Annotated in this window: 30 protein-coding genes and 1 pseudogene; 16 read left to right on the top strand and 15 right to left on the bottom strand. The window is 34.3% G+C overall.

Annotation, left to right across the window (positions count from 1 at the left end):
- Window positions 1–7 precede the first annotated feature (7 nt).
- Window positions 8–646: a pyroglutamyl-peptidase I gene (gene pcp, locus ACW8TM_RS10125; protein WP_491533168.1), complete on the bottom strand. Its 639-nt coding sequence runs from the start codon at window positions 644–646 to the stop codon at window positions 8–10.
- A 118-nt stretch (window positions 647–764) separates the two neighbouring features.
- On the opposite strand from pcp, the gene ACW8TM_RS10120 reads away from it, so the two are divergent.
- Complete coding sequence (locus tag ACW8TM_RS10120; RefSeq protein ID WP_491533167.1) at window positions 765–1,337, top strand: pyruvate kinase alpha/beta domain-containing protein; 573 nt, start codon at window positions 765–767, stop codon at window positions 1,335–1,337.
- 22 nt (window positions 1,338–1,359) lie between these two features.
- Here the strand turns inward: ACW8TM_RS10120 and ACW8TM_RS10115 are convergent, their stop codons facing one another.
- From ACW8TM_RS10115 to ACW8TM_RS10085, 7 genes are all read right to left on the bottom strand, one after another.
- The gene (locus ACW8TM_RS10115) at window positions 1,360–2,148 is read right to left on the bottom strand and encodes a hypothetical protein (RefSeq protein WP_491533180.1); all 789 of its coding nucleotides are present in this window, start codon (window positions 2,146–2,148) and stop codon (window positions 1,360–1,362) included.
- Window positions 2,049–2,315 carry a hypothetical protein gene (locus ACW8TM_RS10110; protein ID WP_491533166.1) on the bottom strand — a complete coding sequence of 89 codons (267 nt, stop codon included), beginning with the start codon at window positions 2,313–2,315 and terminating at the stop codon, window positions 2,049–2,051. The genes ACW8TM_RS10115 and ACW8TM_RS10110 overlap by 100 nt, the downstream gene beginning before the upstream one ends.
- Entirely contained in the window at window positions 2,276–3,097 is an 822-nt protein-coding gene (locus tag ACW8TM_RS10105; RefSeq protein WP_491533165.1) for a dienelactone hydrolase family protein, read from the bottom strand. The genes ACW8TM_RS10110 and ACW8TM_RS10105 overlap by 40 nt, the downstream gene beginning before the upstream one ends.
- 295 nt (window positions 3,098–3,392) lie before the next feature.
- Window positions 3,393–4,631 carry a cation:proton antiporter domain-containing protein gene (locus ACW8TM_RS10100; protein WP_491533164.1) on the bottom strand — a complete coding sequence of 413 codons (1,239 nt, stop codon included), beginning with the start codon at window positions 4,629–4,631 and terminating at the stop codon, window positions 3,393–3,395.
- Window positions 4,632–4,715: 84 nt separating this feature from the next.
- The gene (speD, locus tag ACW8TM_RS10095) at window positions 4,716–5,087 is read right to left on the bottom strand and encodes an adenosylmethionine decarboxylase (RefSeq protein WP_491533163.1); all 372 of its coding nucleotides are present in this window, start codon (window positions 5,085–5,087) and stop codon (window positions 4,716–4,718) included.
- Window positions 5,088–5,460: 373 nt separating this feature from the next.
- On the bottom strand, window positions 5,461–5,745 hold the full coding sequence (sso10a, locus tag ACW8TM_RS10090; RefSeq protein WP_491533162.1) for an Sso10a family chromatin protein: 285 nt from the start codon (window positions 5,743–5,745) through the stop codon (window positions 5,461–5,463).
- Window positions 5,746–5,747: 2 nt separating this feature from the next.
- Window positions 5,748–6,362 carry a DUF7521 family protein gene (locus ACW8TM_RS10085; RefSeq protein ID WP_491533161.1) on the bottom strand — a complete coding sequence of 205 codons (615 nt, stop codon included), beginning with the start codon at window positions 6,360–6,362 and terminating at the stop codon, window positions 5,748–5,750.
- Between the two features lie 119 nt (window positions 6,363–6,481).
- On the opposite strand from ACW8TM_RS10085, the gene ACW8TM_RS10080 reads away from it, so the two are divergent.
- Window positions 6,482–7,012, top strand: coding sequence for a hypothetical protein (locus ACW8TM_RS10080; protein WP_491533160.1), 531 nt, complete (start codon window positions 6,482–6,484; stop codon window positions 7,010–7,012).
- Window positions 7,013–7,014: 2 nt separating this feature from the next.
- On the opposite strand, the gene ACW8TM_RS10075 is transcribed toward ACW8TM_RS10080, so the two are convergent.
- The 3 genes from ACW8TM_RS10075 to rimI form a co-directional block, all read right to left on the bottom strand.
- Complete coding sequence (locus tag ACW8TM_RS10075; protein ID WP_491533159.1) at window positions 7,015–7,347, bottom strand: DNA-directed RNA polymerase subunit K; 333 nt, start codon at window positions 7,345–7,347, stop codon at window positions 7,015–7,017.
- Window positions 7,348–7,732: 385 nt separating this feature from the next.
- Window positions 7,733–8,887 carry a radical SAM protein gene (locus ACW8TM_RS10070; protein ID WP_491533158.1) on the bottom strand — a complete coding sequence of 385 codons (1,155 nt, stop codon included), beginning with the start codon at window positions 8,885–8,887 and terminating at the stop codon, window positions 7,733–7,735.
- Complete coding sequence (gene rimI / locus ACW8TM_RS10065; protein WP_491533157.1) at window positions 8,884–9,396, bottom strand: ribosomal protein S18-alanine N-acetyltransferase; 513 nt, start codon at window positions 9,394–9,396, stop codon at window positions 8,884–8,886. Before rimI ends, ACW8TM_RS10070 begins: the two co-directional genes overlap by 4 nt.
- A gap of 81 nt (window positions 9,397–9,477) precedes the next feature.
- On the opposite strand from rimI, the gene ACW8TM_RS10060 reads away from it, so the two are divergent.
- Window positions 9,478–10,542, top strand: coding sequence for a site-2 protease family protein (locus tag ACW8TM_RS10060; RefSeq protein WP_491533176.1), 1,065 nt, complete (start codon window positions 9,478–9,480; stop codon window positions 10,540–10,542).
- Between the two features lie 34 nt (window positions 10,543–10,576).
- A complete protein-coding gene (gene pyrE / locus ACW8TM_RS10055; protein WP_491533156.1) occupies window positions 10,577–11,221 on the top strand; it encodes an orotate phosphoribosyltransferase in 645 nt (214 codons plus the stop codon).
- Here the strand turns inward: pyrE and ACW8TM_RS10050 are convergent.
- Window positions 11,218–11,772: a TATA-box-binding protein gene (locus ACW8TM_RS10050; protein WP_491533155.1), complete on the bottom strand. Its 555-nt coding sequence runs from the start codon at window positions 11,770–11,772 to the stop codon at window positions 11,218–11,220. The two genes, pyrE and ACW8TM_RS10050, sit on opposite strands and share 4 nt — an antisense overlap.
- Window positions 11,773–11,843: 71 nt before the next feature.
- Entirely contained in the window at window positions 11,844–12,353 is a 510-nt protein-coding gene (locus ACW8TM_RS10045; RefSeq protein WP_491533154.1) for a signal peptidase I, read from the bottom strand.
- Window positions 12,354–12,455: 102 nt separating this feature from the next.
- Between ACW8TM_RS10045 and deoC the strand changes: the two genes are divergently transcribed.
- Complete coding sequence (deoC, locus tag ACW8TM_RS10040) at window positions 12,456–13,112, top strand: deoxyribose-phosphate aldolase (protein ID WP_491533175.1); 657 nt, start codon at window positions 12,456–12,458, stop codon at window positions 13,110–13,112.
- Here deoC and ACW8TM_RS10035 read toward each other — a convergent pair.
- The gene (locus tag ACW8TM_RS10035) at window positions 13,095–15,914 is read right to left on the bottom strand and encodes an FtsX-like permease family protein (protein WP_491533153.1); all 2,820 of its coding nucleotides are present in this window, start codon (window positions 15,912–15,914) and stop codon (window positions 13,095–13,097) included. The genes deoC and ACW8TM_RS10035 overlap by 18 nt on opposite strands.
- Before the next feature lie 166 nt (window positions 15,915–16,080).
- Here ACW8TM_RS10035 and ACW8TM_RS10030 point away from each other — a divergent pair, with 166 nt between their 5' ends.
- Window positions 16,081–17,286 (top strand): aminotransferase class I/II-fold pyridoxal phosphate-dependent enzyme, encoded by a 1,206-nt coding sequence (locus ACW8TM_RS10030; RefSeq protein WP_491533152.1) that lies wholly within the window; start codon window positions 16,081–16,083, stop codon window positions 17,284–17,286.
- Here ACW8TM_RS10030 and ACW8TM_RS10025 read toward each other — a convergent pair.
- Window positions 17,283–17,957 (bottom strand): MBL fold metallo-hydrolase, encoded by a 675-nt coding sequence (locus ACW8TM_RS10025; RefSeq protein ID WP_491533151.1) that lies wholly within the window; start codon window positions 17,955–17,957, stop codon window positions 17,283–17,285. The genes ACW8TM_RS10030 and ACW8TM_RS10025 overlap by 4 nt on opposite strands.
- A 151-nt stretch (window positions 17,958–18,108) precedes the next feature.
- On the opposite strand from ACW8TM_RS10025, the gene ACW8TM_RS10020 reads away from it, so the two are divergent.
- From ACW8TM_RS10020 to ACW8TM_RS09975, 10 genes and pseudogenes are all read left to right on the top strand, one after another.
- Window positions 18,109–19,251 (top strand): MFS transporter, encoded by a 1,143-nt coding sequence (locus tag ACW8TM_RS10020; RefSeq protein WP_491533150.1) that lies wholly within the window; start codon window positions 18,109–18,111, stop codon window positions 19,249–19,251.
- A gap of 124 nt (window positions 19,252–19,375) precedes the next feature.
- The gene (locus ACW8TM_RS10015; RefSeq protein WP_491533149.1) at window positions 19,376–19,522 is read left to right on the top strand and encodes a hypothetical protein; all 147 of its coding nucleotides are present in this window, start codon (window positions 19,376–19,378) and stop codon (window positions 19,520–19,522) included.
- Window positions 19,513–19,671 carry a hypothetical protein gene (locus ACW8TM_RS10010; protein WP_491533148.1) on the top strand — a complete coding sequence of 53 codons (159 nt, stop codon included), beginning with the start codon at window positions 19,513–19,515 and terminating at the stop codon, window positions 19,669–19,671. The genes ACW8TM_RS10015 and ACW8TM_RS10010 overlap by 10 nt, the downstream gene beginning before the upstream one ends.
- Window positions 19,601–20,281: a nuclease/transposase family protein gene (locus ACW8TM_RS10005; RefSeq protein WP_491533147.1), complete on the top strand. Its 681-nt coding sequence runs from the start codon at window positions 19,601–19,603 to the stop codon at window positions 20,279–20,281. Before ACW8TM_RS10010 ends, ACW8TM_RS10005 begins: the two co-directional genes overlap by 71 nt.
- Window positions 20,282–20,308: 27 nt before the next feature.
- Window positions 20,309–20,437, top strand: a complete 129-nt coding sequence (locus ACW8TM_RS10000; protein ID WP_491533146.1) for a transposase family protein — start codon at window positions 20,309–20,311, stop codon at window positions 20,435–20,437.
- Window positions 20,421–20,513 (top strand): annotated as a pseudogene (locus ACW8TM_RS09995) (hypothetical protein); the annotation flags it as partial. The gene ACW8TM_RS10000 and the pseudogene ACW8TM_RS09995, both read left to right, overlap by 17 nt.
- Complete coding sequence (locus tag ACW8TM_RS09990) at window positions 20,514–20,690, top strand: hypothetical protein (RefSeq protein WP_491533179.1); 177 nt, start codon at window positions 20,514–20,516, stop codon at window positions 20,688–20,690.
- A 67-nt stretch (window positions 20,691–20,757) separates the two neighbouring features.
- Window positions 20,758–20,916, top strand: coding sequence for a 30S ribosomal protein S27ae (locus ACW8TM_RS09985; RefSeq protein WP_491533145.1), 159 nt, complete (start codon window positions 20,758–20,760; stop codon window positions 20,914–20,916).
- A 99-nt stretch (window positions 20,917–21,015) separates the two neighbouring features.
- The gene (locus ACW8TM_RS09980) at window positions 21,016–23,874 is read left to right on the top strand and encodes a DEAD/DEAH box helicase (RefSeq protein ID WP_491533144.1); all 2,859 of its coding nucleotides are present in this window, start codon (window positions 21,016–21,018) and stop codon (window positions 23,872–23,874) included.
- A 93-nt stretch (window positions 23,875–23,967) separates the two neighbouring features.
- Window positions 23,968–24,089 (top strand): iron-sulfur cluster assembly protein (locus ACW8TM_RS09975; RefSeq protein WP_491533174.1); only part of this gene is annotated, 122 nt, incomplete at its 3' end.

Raw genomic sequence — 24,089 nt, 5'->3', positions numbered from 1 at the left:
TCAAATTTTAATTGGCTTTTTTAAATTTATTTTTCCATGATTTTATTGATGATTTAACTGCTATTTTAACTGCTTCTTCAACTAAGCTTAACGGTAGACTTGCTGGTGGATGTCTTTCTTTCTCTGCTGCTTGTCTTGGTGTATATGGGATATGGATAAAACCTGCAAGTGTCTTTAAACTTTTGTTTGAAATGTGATGTAAAGTGTAGTACATTGTGTAGTTGCATAGAAATGTTCCTGCACTATTTGAAATTGCTGCTGGAATACCATTTTCCTTTAGTTTTTTGACTATCTCCTTTATTGGTATAGTGGCGAAGTATGCTGGAGGCCCATCTGGATCGATTGGTTCATCTATTGGTCTGTATCCATCATTGTCTGGTCCTGCATCCATAATGTTTATTGCTACTCTTTCTACTCGAATATATGATGTCCCAGGAGCCAATCCTAAATTAATTATAATTTGGGGTTTTATTTCTTCTATTTTTCTAACTAATATTTCTTTAACTCTCCTATATGATACTGGGATTTCTATACCAAAAATTTTCGATTCATTTAATTTATACCCGTTGAGTTTTAGTGCTACTTCTCCTGATGGATTGTAAGTCTCTTTTCCATATGGTTCAAATCCGGTGATTAAAATTTTCATTTTTTCACCATTAAATATTATGGTTTAAGTTTAATTTAGCTTTTCAATGGACTTATAAATTATTCTCTTAAATAACTTTAATCGTAGATATTTATTATTGTAGTTGGAGGATGATATTGTGAGGGTTAAAGAGACTGTATATTTTGATAATCCTGGTCGTGTAAATACTGATGAAACTTTAAGATTAGCGAAAAAACGTGCTGATGAACTTCAAATTAAACATATAGTTGTTGCTTCAACAACTGGAGAGACTGGCTTAAAGGCTTGTAAGTTATTTAAGGGTTACAATGTAATTGTAGTTTCTCATTGTGTTGGTTTTTCTTCACCTGGCCTTAGCGAATTTAGGATAGATTATAGAAATGAAATTTTATCTTTGGGAGGAAAAATCTATACTGGGACTCATGCTCTCAGTGCTGTTGAGAGAAGTATTAGAAGACAGCTGGCTACGTGGATGCCATTAGAACTTATGGCTAATACTTTACGCCTATTTGGAGAAGGTGTTAAGGCTGCTATTGAGATAACTGTGATGGCAGCTGACGCTGGTTTAATTCCAGTTGATAGAGAAGTTATAGCAATTGCTGGCACAGGAAGAGGCGCTGATGTTGCACTAGTAGTTAAGCCTGCACATAGCACAAATTTCTTCGACTTGGAGGTTAGAGAAATAATTTGCAAACCTAGAAAAATTCATTAGCCTAATTAATCATTGTCTCTCACTAGTATTCTTCCTTTATAGGTGGTAATACTTTTATCAGCTCTGCCTCCGGCTCAGGCTTTCTCCTTTTTCTCTCAATAATAACGATAATTATCATTATTATGGGTATGATAAAGCCTATATTTGGAATCGCCATTTCTCTTAGTCTTATCACTGAAATTGCAATTAGAAATGCTATGAGCGATATTATTGTTTGAGTGATACTTGCTGTAATTAGTCTTCCATTTAAGGTGAGTATTAGTGTTGATGCAGTACCAATTAAAATTAAAAGCCATGCGAAATGAATTATTCCTAATAATACCCCATATCTTTCAATTATATGTGGAATGGTTAAGGTAAATCTGCCCCATACAGTTACTAGTGGAAGAAACATTGAAAATAAAAGTAAGAGCCAATAAGATATTTTTATTGCTAACTCTCTTTTTCTCTCAGCTTTATAGAGGAGTAGTCCTATTGAAAGAATTAGAATTAATGGAGTGAGAAATGAATTTCTGCCTATTATTCTTATTGGCGTTGAAGTTTCAAAGGTGTTGTTAGATATTCCTGCTACATAATATTCTATTCCGCTGGGTATAATTGAAAATATTACTGTTGCCTTATATGCTTCAATCCATGGAAATCCAAGTAATGCTGGCCTGAAATATATTTTCCCATCTTCTGGACGAGTTAGGCTTATATAATGCATGTTTGCTAATTGAAAACTAATTTTTTCCATGAATATTCTAGGCTTGAAAAATACCCCCAATTTTTCAGGTATGTGTTGAAGAATTTTAATACTAGTTTTTCCCAACTATCGTAATCTATGCGATGCCTCCAATTTGGAGCTATTGATATAAATTTATGATCTGACGATATAACGCTGTAAGTATTATTAATTGACTCTAGAGGGAGAAATTCATCATTTGTTCCTGCTAGTATCAATACTGCCCTATTAATTTCTCTTGCATATGGTAGCACATCAAAATATTTGCATAAATTTTGATGACTTCTATACTTGATAGCTTACTTTCAACTGGTATCATTATGTTTACAAGTCCTCCTGAAGCTATAGATAATGGGAAGTTTCCACTCGCAAACATCGGTACAATTGCCTTTACATTCCAGTTTAATCTTCCAGCTATAAATGAAATTAGTCCTCCCATGCCAAATCCACATAATCCTAAGTTTGATTTGTTTACGAATTTTTGATTTCCTAAGACTTCTAGTCCTCTTAACGATGCTATTATGGCGTGAGCTAAATATCCTCCTAGTGGTCCTTCAGTGACATTAACTATGTTGTTGGGGGTTAATTGTGGGAAATTTGTGGATTTTCCATGGCCAGGTGAATCTATAACTAAGACTGCATAATCATTTGAGGCTAAAAATCTAGCATAATAAAGCATTTGCTCTAAGTTGCTTCCGTAGTCATGAACTAATAGTATTCCTGGAAGTTTTTCTCTATTTTTAGGATATAGTAGGACACCAAAAATTCTTATTTCTTGTCCTCCATATATTTCACTGGTGTAATATAACTCTACCTGCCATAACTCTAGCTCTTTATAATATGTTGTTAAATTCGCTTCAATCATTATGTTTAAAGGTGTTTTTAAATCTAAATCCCACCAGAAATCCGTAATGTAACCATTAATTTCTAATGCACCTATTTTCATTGGAGCTGGACATAGTATGGACCAAGCTGTAAATGTTCCTGAGAGTATAATTAGAATATAAAGTGTGATGTTTAATGTAGTTTTCCTCATCGTTGAATCCTATTTATACATTGCTTCAGGGACTTTTTAATGTTTATTAATAGGTTTATTGATATATTGTTTAATAGTCTTAAGTAACAAATTTTTATATATTTTTCTAAGTTACTTTTGATGATATAAATATCATTCTCTTCTTTATTTAAGATTTTAATTATTATGGTTCGAATACTTTAGGTTATAAATATAATTTCTACTTAGTTTAAACATTTTATTATATAATTATTGTGCTTCCTTTATAGTGTGATTTTGATTTTTATACTACTTATTATTATCAATGTTCCTATGGTTACTTCTCTTCTTCTCCAGCTATTTCTTCTAGTCTTTTTCTCCATAACCTGTATTCTCTTATCGTAGATAATGTAATCGCCATAAGTATGTTGCTTAAGAAGAGTACGTTTACAACAAGTCCTAGTATTAAATCGGGGTATGTTAAATTGTATTGTTTCGGCATTATACCTAAAACTGCTGTTACTAATCCTCTGCCTAGAGCACAAGTTAAGATTTTTCTTTCACTTGAGAGAGTGGTTTTTATAGTTATAATTGAAATTGCAATGAATCTTGATATGAATAGTAGGCATGTTATTATTGCTCCAAAGATGATTTCTGTAATATCTCCGAAAAAGTATATTAATCCAAGTAATACGAAGAAAAAGGATCTCATGAGAAATGTTATTTCTGAGTGAAATCTTTTTGTCAAATCTCTTATGGGTCTTAATTCTTCAATTTTTATTCTTAACCCGAGTATTGATGCTATTTTTTCGTCATTTCCAAGTACTAGTCCAAATATTAGTGACGCTAATGCTCCACTTCCTCCTAAAGTTTCGGCAAGGGAATATGCTCCAATTAATACAGATAAAGTAAACATGTAGAAGTATTCTTCCTCTCTGAGCACGTATATTACCATTAACCAAACTACTCCGACAATAAAGCCGATTAGTATTCCAGTGGAGAATTTTGAAGTTAGCATAACTAAAATTTTTTCAGGTGGTACGATTTTCAGGTTTAAGTATTCTAGACATGAGAGTGCTATTATGATTGATATTACATTTGTAAGTGCCATTTCTAGTGTTAAAGTCAAGAGAGCTTCTTCCTTTATAGGCATTTTTCTTATTAGTGTAATGAGCGTCATTGATCCACTTACAGCTAATGTTGAACCTATCATCAAGCTATATGACCATCGTAGATACAGCATGTATTTTAAAAATAATGTCGTTACAGTTAAACTTATTATGAAGCTGAGTAGGGATGTTCCAATCAATATTTTGCCTTTCTCGAGAAGTCTGTCTATATTTATTCTCATTCCACTATCGAAAAGTAGTATTGATATTGCAAACATTGCCATATATGGTAATACTCCATATGTCGCTTCGATATTTATTATATGTGTGAATGGGCCCAATATAACTCCAAACAATAATAGGAAAACTACATCTGGGATACTTGTTTTTCTGAAGAAGAGCATTCCAAAGAATCCAATTAACATTATTAGAGCTATTGTATAAAATGCTAGAATAGTATCCTCCATTATTTAATTCTCCTCCACAGAGTAAATATGCTGTTTTTTAAAGCTTTAAGCTTTATTTAAAATTTAAACTTTAGAATTAATATATTATTGGATGGCTGATCTATCTGCATAGTGTTTCTTAACTTTCTTGGCTTTTAATCTATTTGCTATATAGTCGAAGGCTACTTCAGGGTCACTATTTCTACCACATGTATATACGTCGACAGTTGCATATGCATACTCGGTCCATGTATGTACTGCTATGTGACTTTCAACTACCAAAGCGATGACCGAGACTCCTCCTTTTTCTCCTCCAAATTTCCATGATTTAATGTCCCATAGAGTCATATTTGCTTTTTCTGCAGCTTCAACAACTATTTCTCTTAATGATTTTTCATTTGCAAGGATGTCTACGTCACACTCATACAAGTTTCCATATACATGTTTTCCATAGATACCTCTTTGTTTTATAACCATTTTAATCGCAACGCATGATAAAGTTATCAATTATTTAAACTTATCGCTTTTAACCTAGTTCTTTAAGATACTTATCAAATATGGATTGCATTTGTCTCGCGTTATTTAGCATATCATGGTTGTTATTAAAAATATGTAGACTTTCTTTGGCTTCATCTTTAGAGTTGTCTCTACAATTTCTTTCAATTCATTTTTGAGTAGATGTGTGAGTACCAGGCTGTTCTTCCATGCATTCTAACATAGATGTTTTCATTTGTATTTATGTAAAATTTAATTTTGATTTACGTGCATACCATTTAAATCCATTTGGATTCCAACTATAAAGCCAACTTGGTGTCCCTATGAATATTTCTGGTTTCATTTTTCATCACGGCTATATTATTATTCCAAATGCCTTCGCAAATTCTTTAATTTTTCTAAATTCTCTTATGAAATTGTTTCCTTTTACTGTTAATGCATATATTGTTTTGTCGTTTCGTTTTATTTCCTTTATTAATCCTGCTTCAACTAATTCTTTTAAGTATTTCATTAATCTGTCATATGATAAGTTTGCTCCGTAGAGAATTCTGGTTACACCTGACTTTCCTCCTTCTCTTCTTATAGTTTCGATGATGTCTGCCATTATTTGAAGTCTTGATCTATATTTCTTTGAGCTCATTTTTATCTACCCACTTTTGTGAGCATTATTAGCATGGAAGTGAACGCCAGGAGTTGGGTTACGTGTCCTATAAAGTAGTATGATGATTCAATAATCGACGACATAAAGAGTAAATGACTTATTAAGAGTAGTGTGAATCCAATTGATATTAAGAGACTGTTAATGTTTCTTATTTCAATAAAATTCATGACAGCTTGTGTTGAAATATATACGAGAAATGTCATTTGGATAAATTCAAAGTATGGATTTATTATTAATGGTATTAATGCCATGGTTAATGTTTCTATATTTAACCTTCTAGTCCTTTCAATGTATACTAAGGTGAAGAGAAAGTATGCTATAGTTCTCATTATTCCATAGATTATTCCAATCATGTATACTAAGCCTCTTATAGTTACGTTTAATTCTCTAGCTAGTGTGATCACATATACTGTTGAAAATATTCTAGTTAGCATACCTGCACCGAGAACAGAGAATCCAAAGTATAAATGCATTAAGCTTTTATTTTGAGTTAATTTGTAGGCTTTTAAGGCATAATATGCTACTGCGAAGCTTATAATCGAGCTTATTGTTTCCATTATTATATCGGCCCTGAACATTCTTAGTATTAATAGCATTTTTTGCACCATTCATACATTATGTTTTCCCATATAATTTAGATATGTATGATTCGTCTAGATGATTGTTGCTTTAGCAATATATATTAAGCTCTATAGCTTTAACTTGGTGGTTTTAAATGGTGAAGAAATCTTTATGCTTTAAAGTGTTTGGCATCTCGGTTCTTACACTGGTTGTACTGTTAACAGTAATGAATTTTCCTGTCATGGCTGCAGAAGATACTACAAGTGAAAGAGTTATAGCTCTAAAAATGAGGGGTGTAGCTTTCTCTCGAGCTGAAGAGGCTAGAGTTCAAAGTAGAGTTTATATAAGGCTTTGGATGAGTGCAGAAAGAGTAAATAGGACTGTGAGATTTTATTTCAAGAATGGCTCAATAGCAATTGGTGATATGACTTATAGGTTTAAGGAAGGTAGAGGAATTGCAGGTAGATTTCACTGCCATGACAGATTGACTATGGGTGTTATTTTTCTTAAAGGGATGGCTGTAAGTGATAGTGGTGAATTTTTCAACTTTACATTGTTAGGTAGAGTGATAATCTTGAAGCATAGAGCTGCATATATCGTTGCCATAGGTTTTCTGAGAGGGGAAGTCCAGAAGTACTTCTTATTACTTGAAGGATTAATTGTTCCAGTAAAACTAGGAGTTTAACATTAGTTTTCTCCATACTCTATTTTTTCTAGTTTAAGAAGCCATTTTAATGGAATGTCTTGCCATCCACCGTCGGGTTTTCTTCTTCTAACGGTTATGGGTAGAATGCCCATTTCTAATTCTAACTCTGCTATTGTGAGGGGATCCTTAGCATTTTCTGGTATTTCTATTAGTACCGGGGCTCCCATAGATATTTGTAGTGCTCGAGCACCAATTATTCTTGCCTTTTCATATCTTGTTAGTTTTGGTGGTCCCACAATTATTTTAGCTCTTATTTCTTCTTCGTTTGTTTTGGTTTTTGTTAATTGTGTTGAAGAATTTTCGTTTTCCGTCATGTTTTTCCTCCATTTGATTAAATCGAGTTTGCCCCCGCATGTTTGATTGGAAATTATGTAAACTTGCGGGGCACCCCATATATAATTTTCTTACAAATCTAGGGTTTGAATTCCTTTCAAATATATAATGTTTACGTTCTATTTTAGAGAAAGGATTATAATGTTTTAATCATATTTTTTAATGGTTTCTAAAATGTCTGATATGGATGAAGCTTCAGTTTTAAAGTGGGCTTCAATAATTCTGTTTTTGATTTCTATTTTGCTATTTATACTGCGGATTTTTAGAAGACCTATTTTTCGTTTTGACTTTGAATTACTTCTCTTCTATTTGCCCTCTATTATTGCTTTATTAGTTTATTTTTATCTTGAAAGATTTTCTGAGAATTCAATAATAATTACCGAGTAAATGGATATTTCCTATTGTTACATTTTCTAATCCTGCCTTTCTTGCTACTCTTAGACATTCATATGCATGCTTTCTGCTAGTGGGTGGTAGATCATTCATCATATATGCACCGTAGAATGCAAGTAGTGAATATGGTATTTCAGGATCTATGTCTGCTATGAATCCTGCAATTTTTTCAACTTCTTCGGCATCTATGTATCCTGGAACTAGAAGGGTGCTTGCAATTATTAGTGGAGGGTTTTTTCTTTCTTTAACTCTTTTTCCTAATCTCTTTAAGTTTCCATATACAGGTTTATTCGAGACTCCACATAATGCTTTGTATATTGGTTCGCTCCATGCTTTAAGATCAAATTTATAATTTCCACCGCTTTCTAATGAGAGTTGAAGAGCTTTTTCAGCAATTTTCGGGTTCATTAAGCCATTTGTCTCCCAGCAGATTCTCATTATGCCTTTCCATTTCTTAGCTTTTTCTATTGCTAGTTCACTCACTTTTAATGCATGTAGCATCTGTGGTGATGGATCTCCTCCAAAAAAGCATATGCATGAAACTTTTTTGTTTATTTTTTCCACCAGTTTTTCTGCACTTATTAGGGGTGCTAGTTTTGATGTAAGTTTTCTATAGTGCCAATTTTGGCAGAATAGGCAGTCTAGACTACATGCTCCATAAAAGACTGCTAGATTGTAGTAGCCATATTCTGGTCCTGCGTTATAGGCATATTTTGGGTAGCCTATTCCTGTACATCCGGGACATGCCCATGCTCCAACACAATTTGTTGGTATTGGGTCATAATACCATTCCAATAGGCCTTTATCTGGTGTTCCTGCGAGTCTAATTAATTTATTATCTTCATTTTTAACTAGTCCACAATATCCATATCTGTTTATTGCGATAATACAATCGTTTGCGCATAATCCACATTTTAATCCATGCTCATTTCTTGGCGGTTCATGTGGAAGTCCATATTTTCCCTTACTTTCTCTATGTGCTTTCATTGCTATTGGTAGTGCTTCATTTGGTTTATCTATTAAGCAATCCTTGCATACTTTTATTGTATTTGAAATTAGTTTTGATTTTTTACCGCAGAGCTTACATGTTTTCTCTCTTATTTTGAGTGAGTGTATGATCCACTTCATTTTTCCACCTCTGCTGATCTTGCCATGAGATAGGCATCTTCTCCGTCTAAATAGTATCCTAAAATTCGCTTGGTTATCTTGTAGTTAAGTTTTCTATATAGATTAATTGCAGGTATGTTGCTTACTCTGACTTCTAGGTAGAATTCAGAGGCACCATATTCTTTCATGGCTTTCATTGCCCTTTTCATGAGGCTTTCTCCTATTCCTCTCCTTCTATATTGTGGTAAGACTGCTATTGAGATTATATGTCCCTTCTTTGCTAGTCCAAATTTAATGTTAGACAGTCCAAATTCTATTCTGCACATAACATACCCGACGATTTCTCCATTTACTTCAGCTACAAGGAATGCTTTCGGATGTGCATAATGATGATGCATAAAGAATGATGGAGAGTAATTTTCTGGGAGACATGTTCTGTTTATCAAAACAACTTTCTCTAAATCTTCTGGTTTAAATTCCCTAATCTTAAATTCACTTGTTTTTTCTTTAGTTAACTCCGACTCCTCCACTATCCTATTTTATGACTTTTGTTTCTCTGAGAGAAATATTTTTAGCTTCGCTTAAGAACATTTCTTGGAGTTGAAATATTGGTGAATGAGGTTTATTCCTCCACTTTCATAGAAATTGAAGATTTAGTTAAGCGTTTTTTCCCTATCGTCGATTCATATTTAGAATTTGGTATTCCCACTTTCATTGTTGATTCTAAAGCTGAGACTAAAAAGTCATTTTTAAGATTGTATAGGGCTTTAAATCCTAAAGGTTTTATACCCGTCATGCGGAGACATGATGAAGACATCATTATTAAAGTTTTCTCCTTTAAACCTAAACCTAGAAAGAATCCGCTTATTTTTATAATCCTATTTCTAACTACTTTGTCTACAATTATTTATAGTGGTTGGCTTCAAATGAATAGTCCTGCATTTGATGTTGTTGATCCTCGAAGAAACATTTTATTTAATGTGTTGTTGTATGTGTTTTGTTTTATGCTTATAGCAGGCTTACATGAATTTGGTCATAAAATTGCATGTGAATTTCACGGTGTTAAGTCGAGTTTACCCTATTTTATACCTGGACCTCCTGAAATTGGTGGTACTTTGGGGGCTGTTATAATTCAAGAATCTCCTGTTGTTAATAAGGATCAGTTGTTTGATGTTGGTATTTTAGGTCCCATTTTCGGTTTTGTTGCGTCAATTTTTGTTTCTATTTTAGGTCTAAAGCTTTCATATCCGACAAGATATGTTCTTGGAGTTTTAATTCCATCTCCTATGATCTTCGACTTTCTTGTCTCATTAGTTATAAATTTACCTGAAGGATACATATTGTTGTTGCATCCTGTTGCCTTTGCGGGTTGGATCGGTTTTCTATTAACCTTTTTGAATACTATGCCTATAGCTCAGCTTGATGGTGGACATATTGCTAGAGCTTTTTTTGGAAGAAAATATCATAGACTTGTTTCCTATGTTGCTGCAATAGCTTTATTTGTACTAGGATACTATGTTATGGCTTTTTTAGCTCTTGCAATGTTAATTTATAGAAGTCATCCTGGTCCGTTGGATGATGTTTCTCCCTTAAGTAGAGGTAGAAAGATTATAGGTCTAATTGTTATACCCTCTATACTAATATTGTCTGCCACCTCATTTACTTTTATGTTCTGATGGTCTGGAAAATTATAAAAGCCTGTAGATACTATTGTGTAAGCGGGTTTCTCTGAACTGGTTTAAGAGGAAGGTTTTGTTATCTCAGAGGGCTGTTGAAATTCTCTGCAAGAGAGGTGCAATTCTATTCGGAGAATTTACATTAACCTCTGGATTAAAAAGTCCATATTATATTGATTTGAGAGTAATTCCAAGTTATCCAAGTGATTTCAATGAAATTTGTAATATGTATGCTGAGCTAATTAGAAATGAAATCAAGGATTTCGATAGAATTGCAGGGGTTCCTACTGCTGGGATTCCATTTGCAACTTTAATTGCATATAAGTTGAAGAAACCCTTAATTTATGTTAGGAAGAAATCTGAGAGAGATCATGGAAGAGGACGATTAGTTGAAGGTGTTTTGGAGAGGGGTGATAGAGTAGTTTTAATTGATGATGTCGCAACAACTGGGGGCAGTCTAATTTTAACTGCTAATTCTATTAGGTCTGCTGGTGGTGACGTCGCTGGAGCAGTTGTACTGATTGATAGGGAGCAGGGTGCTTTTAATAACTTGAAGAGAATTAAAGTGAATCTACATTGCCTAGTTAAGATAACTGATGCCGCCGAGTTCCTATTAAAGAAGAATGTAATAGATAGAAAAATGTATGATGCTATAGTTCAAATGACAAAGAGGAGTTAAGTTTCATATAGTAATCCTAACTCTTTGAGTCTTCTGTGTATTTTATTAACTGCAATATATACTTCTTCCTCCTTCTTCGCTCCTGTACATACCATTTTACCTGAACTAAATAGGAGTAATACAACTTTCGGGTCATTCATCCTATAGATTAATCCTGGAAATTGTTCTGGCTCATACATAACATTTTCTAATAGCAGTGTAGCTTTTTCTAAATTTACTCCAGCACCTAGATTTGCTGATGCAACTATATTTTGAATCTGAATTTTCGGCTTACCTACTATAACTATGCCCTTTGACCTTAGTGTTGTAATAATCTTCTTTACTGCTCTTTTTACATCTTTTTCTGACTTTGCTCCTGTACATACCATTTTACCTGAACTAAATATTAGGGTTGCAGTTTTTGGTCTATTTAATCTGTAAACTAATCCTGGAAATTGATCTGGATTATAATCGACATTTGGTATACTCCTAGTTATCGCTTCTAGGTCTATGTATTGGTCTAATACTACTGATGCTACAACATTTTCAATTCTTACAGAGGGCTTCCGCATTTCGTAATCCTCCTTCCACTGAAATGATTAAATTATTTTTCTCTCTTAATAACATTCCGTTTAAATATATACTATTCTTTTCTTGATATTAGTGTTAATATGGTGAATATCAAGATGATTATAATTGCAAGGATTGGCATAGTCCATCCTTTTAGAAATAGGCTTATATATCCTATATAGGGAATTCTGTATATTACTTTACCAATTATGTTACTGCTCTTAATCCAGAATGGATCTGGTGAAATATTTGCATCTCCCTTTGTTCTATATTCTATTTCATTGCTTCTTATTCTTTTATCTATTATTCTATGTACCCAGGGAATTCCTCTCCAGTATGGGTAAGGGGGTTTAAATACGATTATATCTCCTATCTGGAGATTTTTTGAGTTGACTCCTTGAACTATTAATAGGTCTCCTATATTTAGTGTTGGAGTCATGCTTCCTGATGCAACTACTACGAATGGGGAATCTACATTTAAGATGTAACTAGCACTATAATGTACACCTTGAGTTATAGCTACTGCCAATATTATTGTTAAGATGATTTCTAATATTTCTCTCGTAATTTTTCTCTCCTTCATTTTGCTCACTGTTCCTTCTCTCAAAGACGAATTGTCTTAATAGTTATTTAGCCTTTATTATTTATGGGGGTATGCTCCGTGAATGCTAAAGAGTTGGCTAAGATGATTGATCTAACTTTACTTAAACCTACTTCAACGAAACGAGATATAGAGCTGTTATGTAAGAATGCTATTAAATATGGCTTCATTTGTGTTGTAGTTAATCCATGCTATGTTTCTTTAGCCTACCACCTTTTGAGGAATAGTGATGTTAGAGTTGGTACAGTTATTGGTTTTCCTTTAGGTGCTAATTTAACTGAGGTTAAAGTTTTTGAAGCTAAACGGGTTGTAGAGTTAGGTGCCTCTGAAGTTGATATGGTAATGAATATAGGAGCCTTTAAGTCTGGAGATTACTCGTATGTTAAAAATGACATCTTAGAAGTGGTTAAAGCGGTTAAGAGAGTTAGGAATGATGCTATCGTTAAGGTCATTATTGAAACTTGCTACTTGACTGATGCGGAAAAAGTTTTAGCCTGCTCTATTATTCAGGAGGCGGAAGCTGACTTTGTTAAAACTTCAACAGGCTTTGGCTCTCGTGGTGCTACAATCGATGATGTTAAATTATTAAGGAGGACTGTTGGTTCTAGTTTAGGAGTTAAGGCTGCTGGTGGCATAAGAGATTTAAAGACAGCATTAGCAATGATTGAAGCTGGTGCCGATAGGATAGGAGCTTCAGCTGGGGTTAGAATTATTGAGGAAATGCTAAGTTCTAGTACTTAACGATTTTTTACTTCTCCATTGAAGTATTATTGATCTGATTAATCTAGCTGTTTCATAGGCATGTTTCTCTGGGTTTTCACCATATGCTCTACATATCAATATTATTTTTATTTCTGAGTCTTTCTTTATTATTTTTAGTTGATTGGCTGAACTTGAAGTTCCAATTGTACCTCTACCTGTAATGTATCTGAATCTTAGAATCCATTCCTTCTCATTAATTTTGACTTGCTCTATTCCCATATATCTTCTAAGTCTATTGTATATATGTCTTAGCATATCTATGGCCTCTTCTTCTCTTATTCTTACTGGTATACTAAATCTCCATGGTTCTTCTGTTTTACTTGGTTTTCTGTCGGCTTTCCATCTCATTAATTTTGATGGTGTAACTATGACTGATGATTTTAATGCTGGAATTGTACCTGCAATCGCCACTACGATTGCTATGGTTATTGTAGCAAGGGTCCATGTAACTGAGACTTTAGGGTAAACTTCTATAAATAACCCTAACACTCTAGCAACTTTATAGAATGATAATCCAACAATATATCCTATTCCTCCTGAAACGATTCCTAAGATTAATGCCTCTGCTGAGAATAGCATTGAAATGTGGCTTGGATTTAATCCTAGTGCTGATAGTATCATGATTTCTCTTTTTCTCTCATATACTGATGACAACATTACTATTGAAACATTGAATATTGATAGTATTAGTGATAATGTTGCCTCCATCCCCCTTGTCTCTAGATATGTTCCATATTTGTATTCTAATGTCTTGTTGGGGGTGAATGATAGTGTTCTATATCCTCCCTTTAATGCTATGCTTTTTGCTAGTGTAACTATTTTTTCTTCCTCTTCCATTTTTGCAATTATTCTTGATGGTAATGCAAATGTTTTGCTTGCGTCTTCCCACCAAAGAAATATTATTTCTCCTACTTCGCATTCAACTACTTCTAGTATTGGTTCTTCTCCGTCAACTATTATCATTTTTGATGGTGTTAATGTTCTTCCATCATAGTCTAAAATGTTGAATGCATAGTCTTGGATAATGCCCACTATTTTAGCTTTAATTCTACTTTTTACTAAGTAGACTTGCTCCTCAATTTTTAAATCTAGTATGGATGCAATAATCTCGGGGATTACTATTTCTCCACTTTTCTCTGGCATTCTTCCTTCTATCAATCTTTCTTCAATTTTTCTGTATATTGGATCATATTTATTGGAGATTGATATTACTCCAAATATTGGAAGCCTATTTTCTGCTGCTTCAATTTTTATTAAGTAGTCTAGGGGTGATAGGGAAGGGATGTTTTCAAATTTTATTGAGATCCATTGAATATCTTCTCTTTGACTTAATGCATTTATTATTCTTTGGTCTAGTGGTATGAATGGTTGCTTCACTGATGCTGGTTTAATTTTATCAACTAGTATTCCCTTAAATTTAGTGTTGTTCTCGTATATTCGTTCCATTAATCCTTCTTCAATACTAACTGAAGTTAATGAGACGAAGCCGCCAATTAGTATTAGTATTGAAAGCATTGTTAGCAGAGTTCTTATTTTTCTTCTTTTCAAGTTTCTTTTGGCAAGAGAAAATATTGATGACATAACACTTCTTAGTGAGGTTTCACCTGGTTTTTCTTTTCCTATTTGAGGCCAGATTATGATTGTTTCTGAAACTATTATTGATATTATTGACCAGGAGATTATGTCACTTAAACTTATAAGTTTTGTTCCTGGAAATAACATGTAGAATAGTGATAGTGTTGTTAGGTAGGAGATTGAAGTTGCAACTATTTTCTTTATTCTCTTTTCAAATATTATTTCTCCAATAATGGTTGATGTTAGGGCTAATAGGAATACTATCATTGATGTTGAGTTTGATGCCTCATTAAAGATTGCCTTTATTTTTTCCTTTATGTTTATTATTGAGATAAATGCTTCCCTCAAATCTACGTAGCAGGCTTCATATTTTCCTTCTTTCAATTTTATTTTTGATGAAAGTATTAATCCTTCGGTTCTACTAATTTTTGATTTAAAAAGTGTCATGTAAAATCCTTTTTGTTCTGCTTCGTTTATTAGTTTATGTGTTTCTTGTAGGATGTTTTCTATCATTTTAATTGAGTGTTTTAATGATGGTTTTCGGATATCAACTTCTAGGTATTCTCCTTGTTTCAGTTTTACTGGTTGGTCTGTTAAGTTGAATTTGTTTGTCGTTATTTCTCTCTCTATTAGAAATGAAGCTTTCACAATTATGTTGATGTTTAACTCTGCTGGTATTATGATTGTTTTATCTGTAATTCCAATGTTTTTTGCATATTCAAATAGTAATCCAAAGTTTTTTAGTAATCCTGGTGTTTCACTTCCATTTAGTATCTCGACTTCAAATTCCATGTACTTTGCTGGTTCATCGCTTTCTGCTGTTATTGCTTCTCCTATTATCATTATTGTGGCTGCTTTCATTAATGTGAAGTTTATTTCAGTGTCTTCTGTGACTTGGCTTTCTTTTACATGTATTGTATAGTCGAATCCTGGTGTTGAATTTAAATCATGTGTTACGATTATTTTGTATTTTCCCTCGTTTACCTTTAATTCATATTTACCGTTGATATCTGTGTATGTTATGTTAGTTAGCCTCCAAACGCTTCCCTGCATTTCAAATAATATTATTTTAGCGTTTCTTAGCGGCTTTCCATCGGCTTCCTCTACGTACCCTGATATGATGTAATTTTCATTTTCTGCGTATGCTGTGGTGTTTGATGCTAATGCTAGTGCTATTAACATGATTATCGCAATTTTTCTTTCCATTTTTCTCAAGTTTGCTTTAGTGAATTTGTATTTAATCTTTTATATTCTATCCTATGTCATATTGTCCTGGAATTGTTATATTATCCAGTTGTGTTTCCTATAATTCTGTATTTTGTAGCTAAAGCTTTAAAGGATTTTCAATTTATTTTATAGAGGGTTTTGTTAGATGCCCTTTAAGCTGTCAGTTAGGCTTAAACCTTTGAAATATGCTATTAGAGATCTAGTTCCCATTGCGAAGGAAGTTGAGAAAACTGGTAGAAGAGTTATCTACTTGAATATTGGTGATCCATTGAAGTTTGATTTTGATACTCCTCAACATATTAAAGATGCATTATGTAGAGCTGTGGCAGATAAATGGAACTTCTATTCACCTTCAGTGGGAATTGAGGATTTGAGAGAAGCTATATTATATAAAGAGAAAGTTTTTAACAATGTTGAAATTGAACTTAACCACATAATTGTTACTGCAGGTGTTTCTGAGGCAATTAATTTTGTTGCAGCTTCTCTAATTGATCCTGGAGATGAAGCATTAATTCCCGGTCCTGCATATGCACCCTATGTTAATTATATCCAGCTTTATGGTGGTAAGCCTATCCATTATAGATGTATTGAGTCTGAAGGCTGGATGCCTGACCTAGATGATTTAAAAAATAAGATTAGCGACAAGACACGCTTCATTTTGATTATTAATCCAAATAATCCAACTGGTGCAATATATGATGAGCGAATTGTTAGTAAAATATTGGATTTAGCTGCTATGTATGAGATTCCAGTTGTCTCTGATGAAATTTATGATAGGATCGTGTATGTTAATGGTGTTTTTAAGAGTACTGCTTCTCTTACTAAGGATGTTCCAGTAATTGGTTTAAATGGATTTTCAAAAGTCTATTTAATGACTGGTTGGAGATTAGGTTATATTTATGTTAAAGATCCCACTGGAAAATATGGTGAAGAAATAATTTCTCATTTAACTAAGTTGGCTAGAGCTAGATTGTCTGCTTGTACTCCTGTTCAAAGGGCAGCTATAGATGCTTTGAGAGGTCCACAAGATCATGTTAAAGAAATGGTTGATAAATTGAGAGAAAGAAGAAATTATTGTTGTAAGAGAATTGGAGAAATACCTGGTTTAAGTGTTGTGAAGCCTAAGGGTGCCTTTTATCTTTTTCCAAAAATTGATTTAAATGGAAGGTTTAAGGATGATAAAGATTTTGCATTGAATCTACTTTATGAGGAGCAAGTTTTAGTGGTTCATGGGTCTGGTTTTGGAGGTGGAGGAGAAAATCATTTTAGATGTATTTTCCTTCCGCCAATAGAAGTTTTAGAGGAGGCCTTTGACAGAATTGAAAGATTTTGTAGGAGAAAATTAACTTAAAATCTTCTTTTCATTTTAAAGTATGATTTAGCCGTTTTTAATGCTAGTTTAATGTGTTCAACAGCGTTTTTTAATACTACTTCTCCATGGCCTGGAAGCAAAGTGTTTACCTTAAGTTTAGATATTTTCTTTAAACTTGTGATTAAATCTTTCATGTTTCCTGTCGGTAGATCTGTTCTGCCGAAGTTTCCATTGGCGAATACTAGGTCGCCAGTGAAAATTATATTTCTTGTAATATAGCATATGCTACCTACAGTATGTCCAGGGGTATGTATTGCTTTTATTAGAGTTTTGCCAAGCTTTACTTCGTATCCCTCATTTATTCTTATTATTAATTTTTTTGCGTCTTCAAGACGCTTCACAATTACTCCTGCATCTAACTTGTGGATGTAGATTATTGGCTTAATTTTTCCTATTAATTGTTTTAAGCCGTTAGTATGGTCTCTATGCCTATGTGTTATTAGTACTTTTTTAATTTGGTCTATATTGATTTTTAGTTTTTCTAGACTTTTAATTAAATTGGAGTATGGAGGTCCATATCCAGTATCAATTAATGCCTTTTGTTCTGTTTCCTTATCTTCAATTATGTATACGTTTGAGCTTATTCCATAGCTTATCGCTGCATGAAGCCTTATCTGTTCATTGTCTATGAGTGTTAGGTGTGCTTGCAATTTTTCCACCAGTATAACTTTTATGTTCTTCTAATTTAAGGTTTCAAGATGTCAATTTGTACCTCTAAGCTTTCAGTTCTTATATAATGCTTTTCTAAAAGCTTTTAACTTTGGTAAGGTTAGTTTTAGATGGTATTGGAGGTTTAATTTATTGGATAGAGTTGAAGTGAGGGCTGCTTATATTGGAATAATGCTTTTTGGTGTAATTAGTTTGTGTGGAGATTTAATTTATGAGGGTGCTAGAAGTGTTATTCCCTCTTATCTTCAATGGCTTGGGGCTCCAGCGATGTTTTTTGGTTTGGCTATGGGTGTTGGTGAGTTTATGGGTTATGGTTTAAGGCTACTTAGTGGTTATCTTGTTGATGTAATTAGAGGTTATTGGCTTTTTACATTTTTAGGTTATCTCCTACTCATTGTAGTTCCATTACTTGCCTTTACTGGGAGTTGGGAGTTAGCTATAGCTTTAATTTTAATTGAGAGATTTGCTAAGGCTCTTCGAAGTCCTGCTAGAGATACTCTTCTTTCCCATGTCAGTAGAAGTATAGGTACTGGGAAGGCATTCGGTCTTCACGAGTTGATGGATCAAATTGGTGCTGTTGGCGGTCCTGCTATAGTTGCATTTACCTTATTTATTAGCGGTGATGTTTATGGCAGATCGTTTTTAATGTTATTTATTCCATACATGTTTTTAGTTCTTGCTTTAATTACTGCTTATACTAGGTTGAAGCCATATACTATCGATTTAATTGGTGGTGGAGGATTTGAAACTCTAAGTTTCACTGAATTACCATTTGAGTTTAAGATTTATTCAGTTTCTGTTCTTCTAAATACTGCTGGTTTAACTCATATTTCACTTATACTTTTCAGGGCTGCTCCAGAGGCTGCTTCTTGGATGCTACCTACAATTTATTTGCTTGTCCAGGCTGTTGATGCAGCTGTAGCTTTGATTGCAGGTTTAGCTTATGACAAAATTGGTAGAGTTATCTTGTTTTTACCCTTTCTTCTCTCTATCGTTCCTCCCATTCTCACCTTCTCGGGTGATTTTAACTTAATTATTGTTGCTACACTAGTTTTTGGAGTAGTTCTTGGAATGCAAGAGTCTATCTATCGTGCTGCTGTTGCTGATCTTTCTTCTTCAAAGTTTAGGGGATTGGCTTATGGTCTTTTTTATGTGGTTTATGGAGTTGGATATATTATTAGTGGGACGGTTTATGGTTTTCTTTTAGATTACAATTTGAGTTTCCTGCCATGGTGTATGCCCTTCTACTTCAAGTTTTTGCATTGTTTTTGTTGAAGAAGTCTATTAAATAGCCTATTGAAACTATTTCATTTTTCATAGACATTAATGGACATTATAGAGTTGTATGTTAATGAAAACTTTAAATATCTGAGATTTCTTAAATATTTGGGGTAGTTGTATGGGGAGGAAGACTACTATTGAGGTGGTTGATGAGGAGCTTTGGGCTTGGGCTCAATATAGGGCTAAGGTGCTTAAAATGAAGACTAGTGAGTATCTCTTTGAGCTGGTGAAGAGGGATAGAGAGGGAAAAGTTGAATGGAAGTAATAAAGGCATACAAGGTTCCCATAAAAGCACCATTAGATCTAATTGAAGCATACTTCAACATAAAGAAGAAAGCATTAGATGAAATCATGCATTACATTAAATACTCCGCTAATGGTAAAGCCCCGTCTAAACTTCGATACGAAAAATAGAAGAAAGTTAAGAAACGAACTTCTCAAGGAGTGGGAATATTCAAAACACTATGTGGATTCCGCAATAAACTCGGTTATAGGTCTAGTCAAAGGGTGGATCAAGCTATACAATCGAGGAAAAGCTAAGAGTAAACCAGAAATCACCAAGAAAACAGTCTACATTAAAACTACTCTGTTTAGGGTTGTGAATGGTAAGATTGTAATTACAATAGAGCCAAGAAAACGCTATCTCGAAGTGGATTTAACAAGATTCGATTATCTACCTAAAGATTACGACTTGATCAGAGGATTGATTTTGAAGGAGAACGAGCTTATAATAACCTTCAAGAAGAAGGTTGAGGTTAGAGAACCTAAGGATTGGGCATCTTTCGACGTAAATCTGACTGACATAACAGCCTACATCAACAATAGAAGTATAAGGTTCGATCTGAGAAAACTATATCACATTCATAGGATTTACGAGTTGAAAAGGAGGAAGATACAGAGGCTTTCCAAGCATAAGCCTAAGACAGCCAAGAGGCTGATGGTAAAGTTTTCAAAAAGGGAGAGAAATAGGACTAGGGACTTTATGCACAAGCTGACCACTAAGATAGCTAAGAAGTTAAGTTAGTTAGGAAGCGGATCCATACTTGAGGAATTGAAGTACATCAAAAGCAGAATTTTGAACCGCTGTAAGAACTCCAACCGAAGACTGTCCAAGTGGAACGCAAGGCAGTTCCAATTCATGCTTGAATACAAAATGAGGTGGTATGGTCTTCCAGTTTAAATACGTAAATCCCAGGAATTCATCCAAGACCTGCTTCCTCTGTCGGGCTACTATGGTAGCCTATGGGGGTAGGTTGATGAAATGTGAGAATTGCGGTCTAATTCTAGATAGAGATATTATAGCTGTCCTAAACCTTCAGATGTGGGGCTCTGGGGTTACCCCGAAAGCCCTAATAGCTCAAATTAAGGTGATGATGGGGAAACAGTTGGTGGACCAAGATCTATTAATGCCTATAAAGGTCTATCAACTGTGAATCTCTTGAGTTTAGTGGATAAAGTTTAAATGTTGATGTTTATTATCAATAGCGGTGGCGGAGTTAAATGGCGAAGAGGCATGAGCTTTACGAGTATGATTATTCGAGTGGTAAAATTGCTTTGAAGAGAAAATTGTGTCCTCGTTGTGGTAGAATAATGGCTACACATAAAGATAGGTATTCATGTGGTTTTTGTGGATATACAATCTATATGAAGGGTGAGTAGTCTTAATTAAGTTTTAGCAAAAAAGAATTAAGTATCTTTTCACTATAGAGGCTAAGTATCGTCAATTAAAATTTGAGAGGTTCAAAATTGAGTGAAACGATGCTTGCCGGTGTATTTCAATTATTGGCTAAGCCTGTTCAAAGGGCTTTAATTAAACGTGGATTTAGACATCCTACTCAGCCTCAAGAGAAGGCTATCCCGTTAATTCTTGAAGGTAAGAATGTTCTCTTAATTGCTCCTACAGCTACTGGTAAGACTGAGGCTGCACTTTTACCTGTTTTTAGTATGTATATTGAAAGACCTGTAAAGTCTCCTGGAATTAAAATTCTTTACATAACTCCTCTTAGGGCCTTAAATAGGGATATGCTTGAGAGATTTGAGTGGTGGAGCGACGAGTTAGATATAAAGGTTGCAGTTAGACATGGAGATACTGATCAATCTGAAAGAACTATGCAAGCCCGTTCTCCTCCAGATTTACTTATAACTACTCCTGAGACTTTACAGGCTATTCTTTCTGGTAGAGTTATGAGGAGGCATTTAAGTCATGTTGAATGGGTTATTATTGATGAGATTCATGAATTAGCTGAGGATAAGAGAGGTTCACAGTTATCCTTAGGTTTAGAGCGGTTGAGATATATTTGTGGTCGAGATTTTCAAGTTGTTGGTCTTTCAGCCACTATTGGTTCTCCCCGCTTAGTTGCACAGTTTCTTGTTGGTGTTGGCCGGCCAGTTGAAATTGTTAGGGTTCCTGTTGCTAGATTGATGAAGCTTAAGGTTGTATTTCCAGAACCTTCTTCAGAAGATTATGAGTTGGCCGCTAAGCTTTATACCCATCCTGAAGTAGCTACTAGGCTTAGGCTTATAAGGAGTTTAATTGAGAGTCATAAATCTGTATTGCTCTTCGTTAATACTAGAGCTATTGCGGAGGTTTTGGCTTCTAGATTTAAAGTTTGGGATTTAAATTTCCCAGTTAGTGTTCATCATGGGTCTTTATCTAAGCCCTCTAGAATTTCTGCTGAGAGGGGGTTAAAGGAAGGTTCTTTGAAGGGATTGGTTTGTACTTCTTCTCTTGAATTAGGTATTGATGTTGGCCATGTTGATCTTGTTATTCAGTATATGTCACCTAGACAAGTTACTAGACTGGTTCAGAGGGTTGGTAGGGCTGGGCATCGGATTGGATTGATTGCTAAGGGTATAATTATTACTGCTGATCCAGATGACACATTAGAGGCATTGGTGATTTGTAGGAGGGCTTTATCGGAGGATCTTGAACGAGTTGTTATTCCTGAGAAGCCATATGATGTGCTTTGTCATCAGATTGTTGCTTTATTAATGCAGAGGAGTAGATGGACTTTTAATAGGATTTTAGAGATTTATGGGAGAGCGTATCCATACAGGAATCTAACTGAGGATGACTTAGTGAAGGTTTTAACTTATATGCATAATAGGTATCCACGTCTTGTTTGGACTGCCTTTGAAGATAAAGTAGTGTTATCGCCTAGAAATAGGAAGCCTATTTATGAATATTTCTTTAATAAGCTTTCTATGATACCTGATGTAAAACAGTTTCTAGTGATTGATGCCACTAATAATACGCCTGTAGGTGTACTTGACGAAGTTTTCATTGCTGAGTATGGTGATCCTGGTAGAAAGTTTATTTTTAGGGGGAGTCTCTGGAAGATAAGAGAGGTTGTTGGAGATAAAGTTTATGTAGTTCCTGATAATGATCCTACAGGGGCTATCCCGAGTTGGGTTGGAGAAGAAATTCCAGTACCATATGAAATTGCTCAGGAAGTTGGTTGGATTAGACGATATATCGAAGAAAGACTATCCAATGGAGCTTCTATAGATGATGTAGTAAATGAACTTCTAGATAGGTATCCTTCTGATGTTGAAACTTTGAGAAAAGCCATTATGGATACTGTAAGGCAAATTGAGGAGAATTTGCCTGTTCCAACTGATAGGCGTGTAGTGATAGAGAAGTGGGAGGACTTCATTATAATTCATGTACATTTGGGTACACTTGCTAATAGGGCACTGGGCAGATTGATTGCTGATGAGGTTACAGAGATTTTAGGTCATGCTGTTGGTGTTCAGCAAGACCCCTATAGAATTGTAATTCATGCATCTAGAGGGATTAAACTGGAAGATATTGAATGTGCATTAAGGAAGCTTTCATCTAGGGATATTGAGTCTGAAGTTATAAAGATGGCTGAACGATCAGGTTTATTTAAAAGAAGATTAGTTCATGTAGCTAGGAGATTCGGTGCATTAGCTAGATGGGCTGACGTTTCAACTCTCAGTTTGAGACGTTTGATAGAGATGTTTAAGGATACGGTAATATATGAGGAGGCGTTAAAGGAGTATTTAACTAAAGATGTAGATGTTGAAGATGTTGAACGCTTCCTTAAGGACATTGAAAATAATAATATTGAAATGGCACTAGTTGACTCAGTTGAGCTTTCCCCTATCTCAAGATTGGCAATGGAAAGGATTTCAAGAAGAACGGAGATAATTCCACCTGAGAGATTAAGGAAAATATTAATTGAAGCTACAAAAGCAAGACTTCTAAACGAAGTTAGAGTTTTTATATGTACAAATTGTTGGAAGTGGTGGAGGCCTATAAGAATACTCGACTTGCCAGAGAATCCTTCATGTCCACTATGTAATTCGCGTAGAATTGCTGCTCTAGATGAAGATGAACGAATAGTAGCAAAGATTTCTTTAAAGAAAGCTATAAAGCTTACAAAAGAAGAAGAAAAGATTGTAAGTGAAGCTATTAAACAGGCTGAATTAATTGAGAAATACGGGAGAATAGCTGCTATAGCATTAGCGGGGAGAAGACTAAAAGCTAGAGATGTCAAACCAATACTAAATAAAATAAAAGCTGAAACTGACTACTTCTATGAAAAAATTTTAGAGGCTGAAAGAAAGGCTTTAAGAAGAGGTTTCTGGTAAATTTAACTCAAAATCAATTAAATGTAACCGTTCAATTAACTTCACCGTTACAATAATATTCTGTTAGGGAAAAAATAGTTGGGGTGTTAAATTATGGGAGCTGATGAGGTAAATTTAAAGAATAAAATTTTAGAGAAGCTGAAGGACGTTATTGATCCTGAAGTTGGCTTGAACGTTGTGGACATGGGTTTAATAAAGGAGGTAAAGGTTGAAGG

This window comes from Candidatus Culexmicrobium sp., from assembly GCF_058356305.1.
Note: the sequence above shows the minus strand (reverse complement) of the source record. Positions and strands in the feature narration are given on the sequence as shown.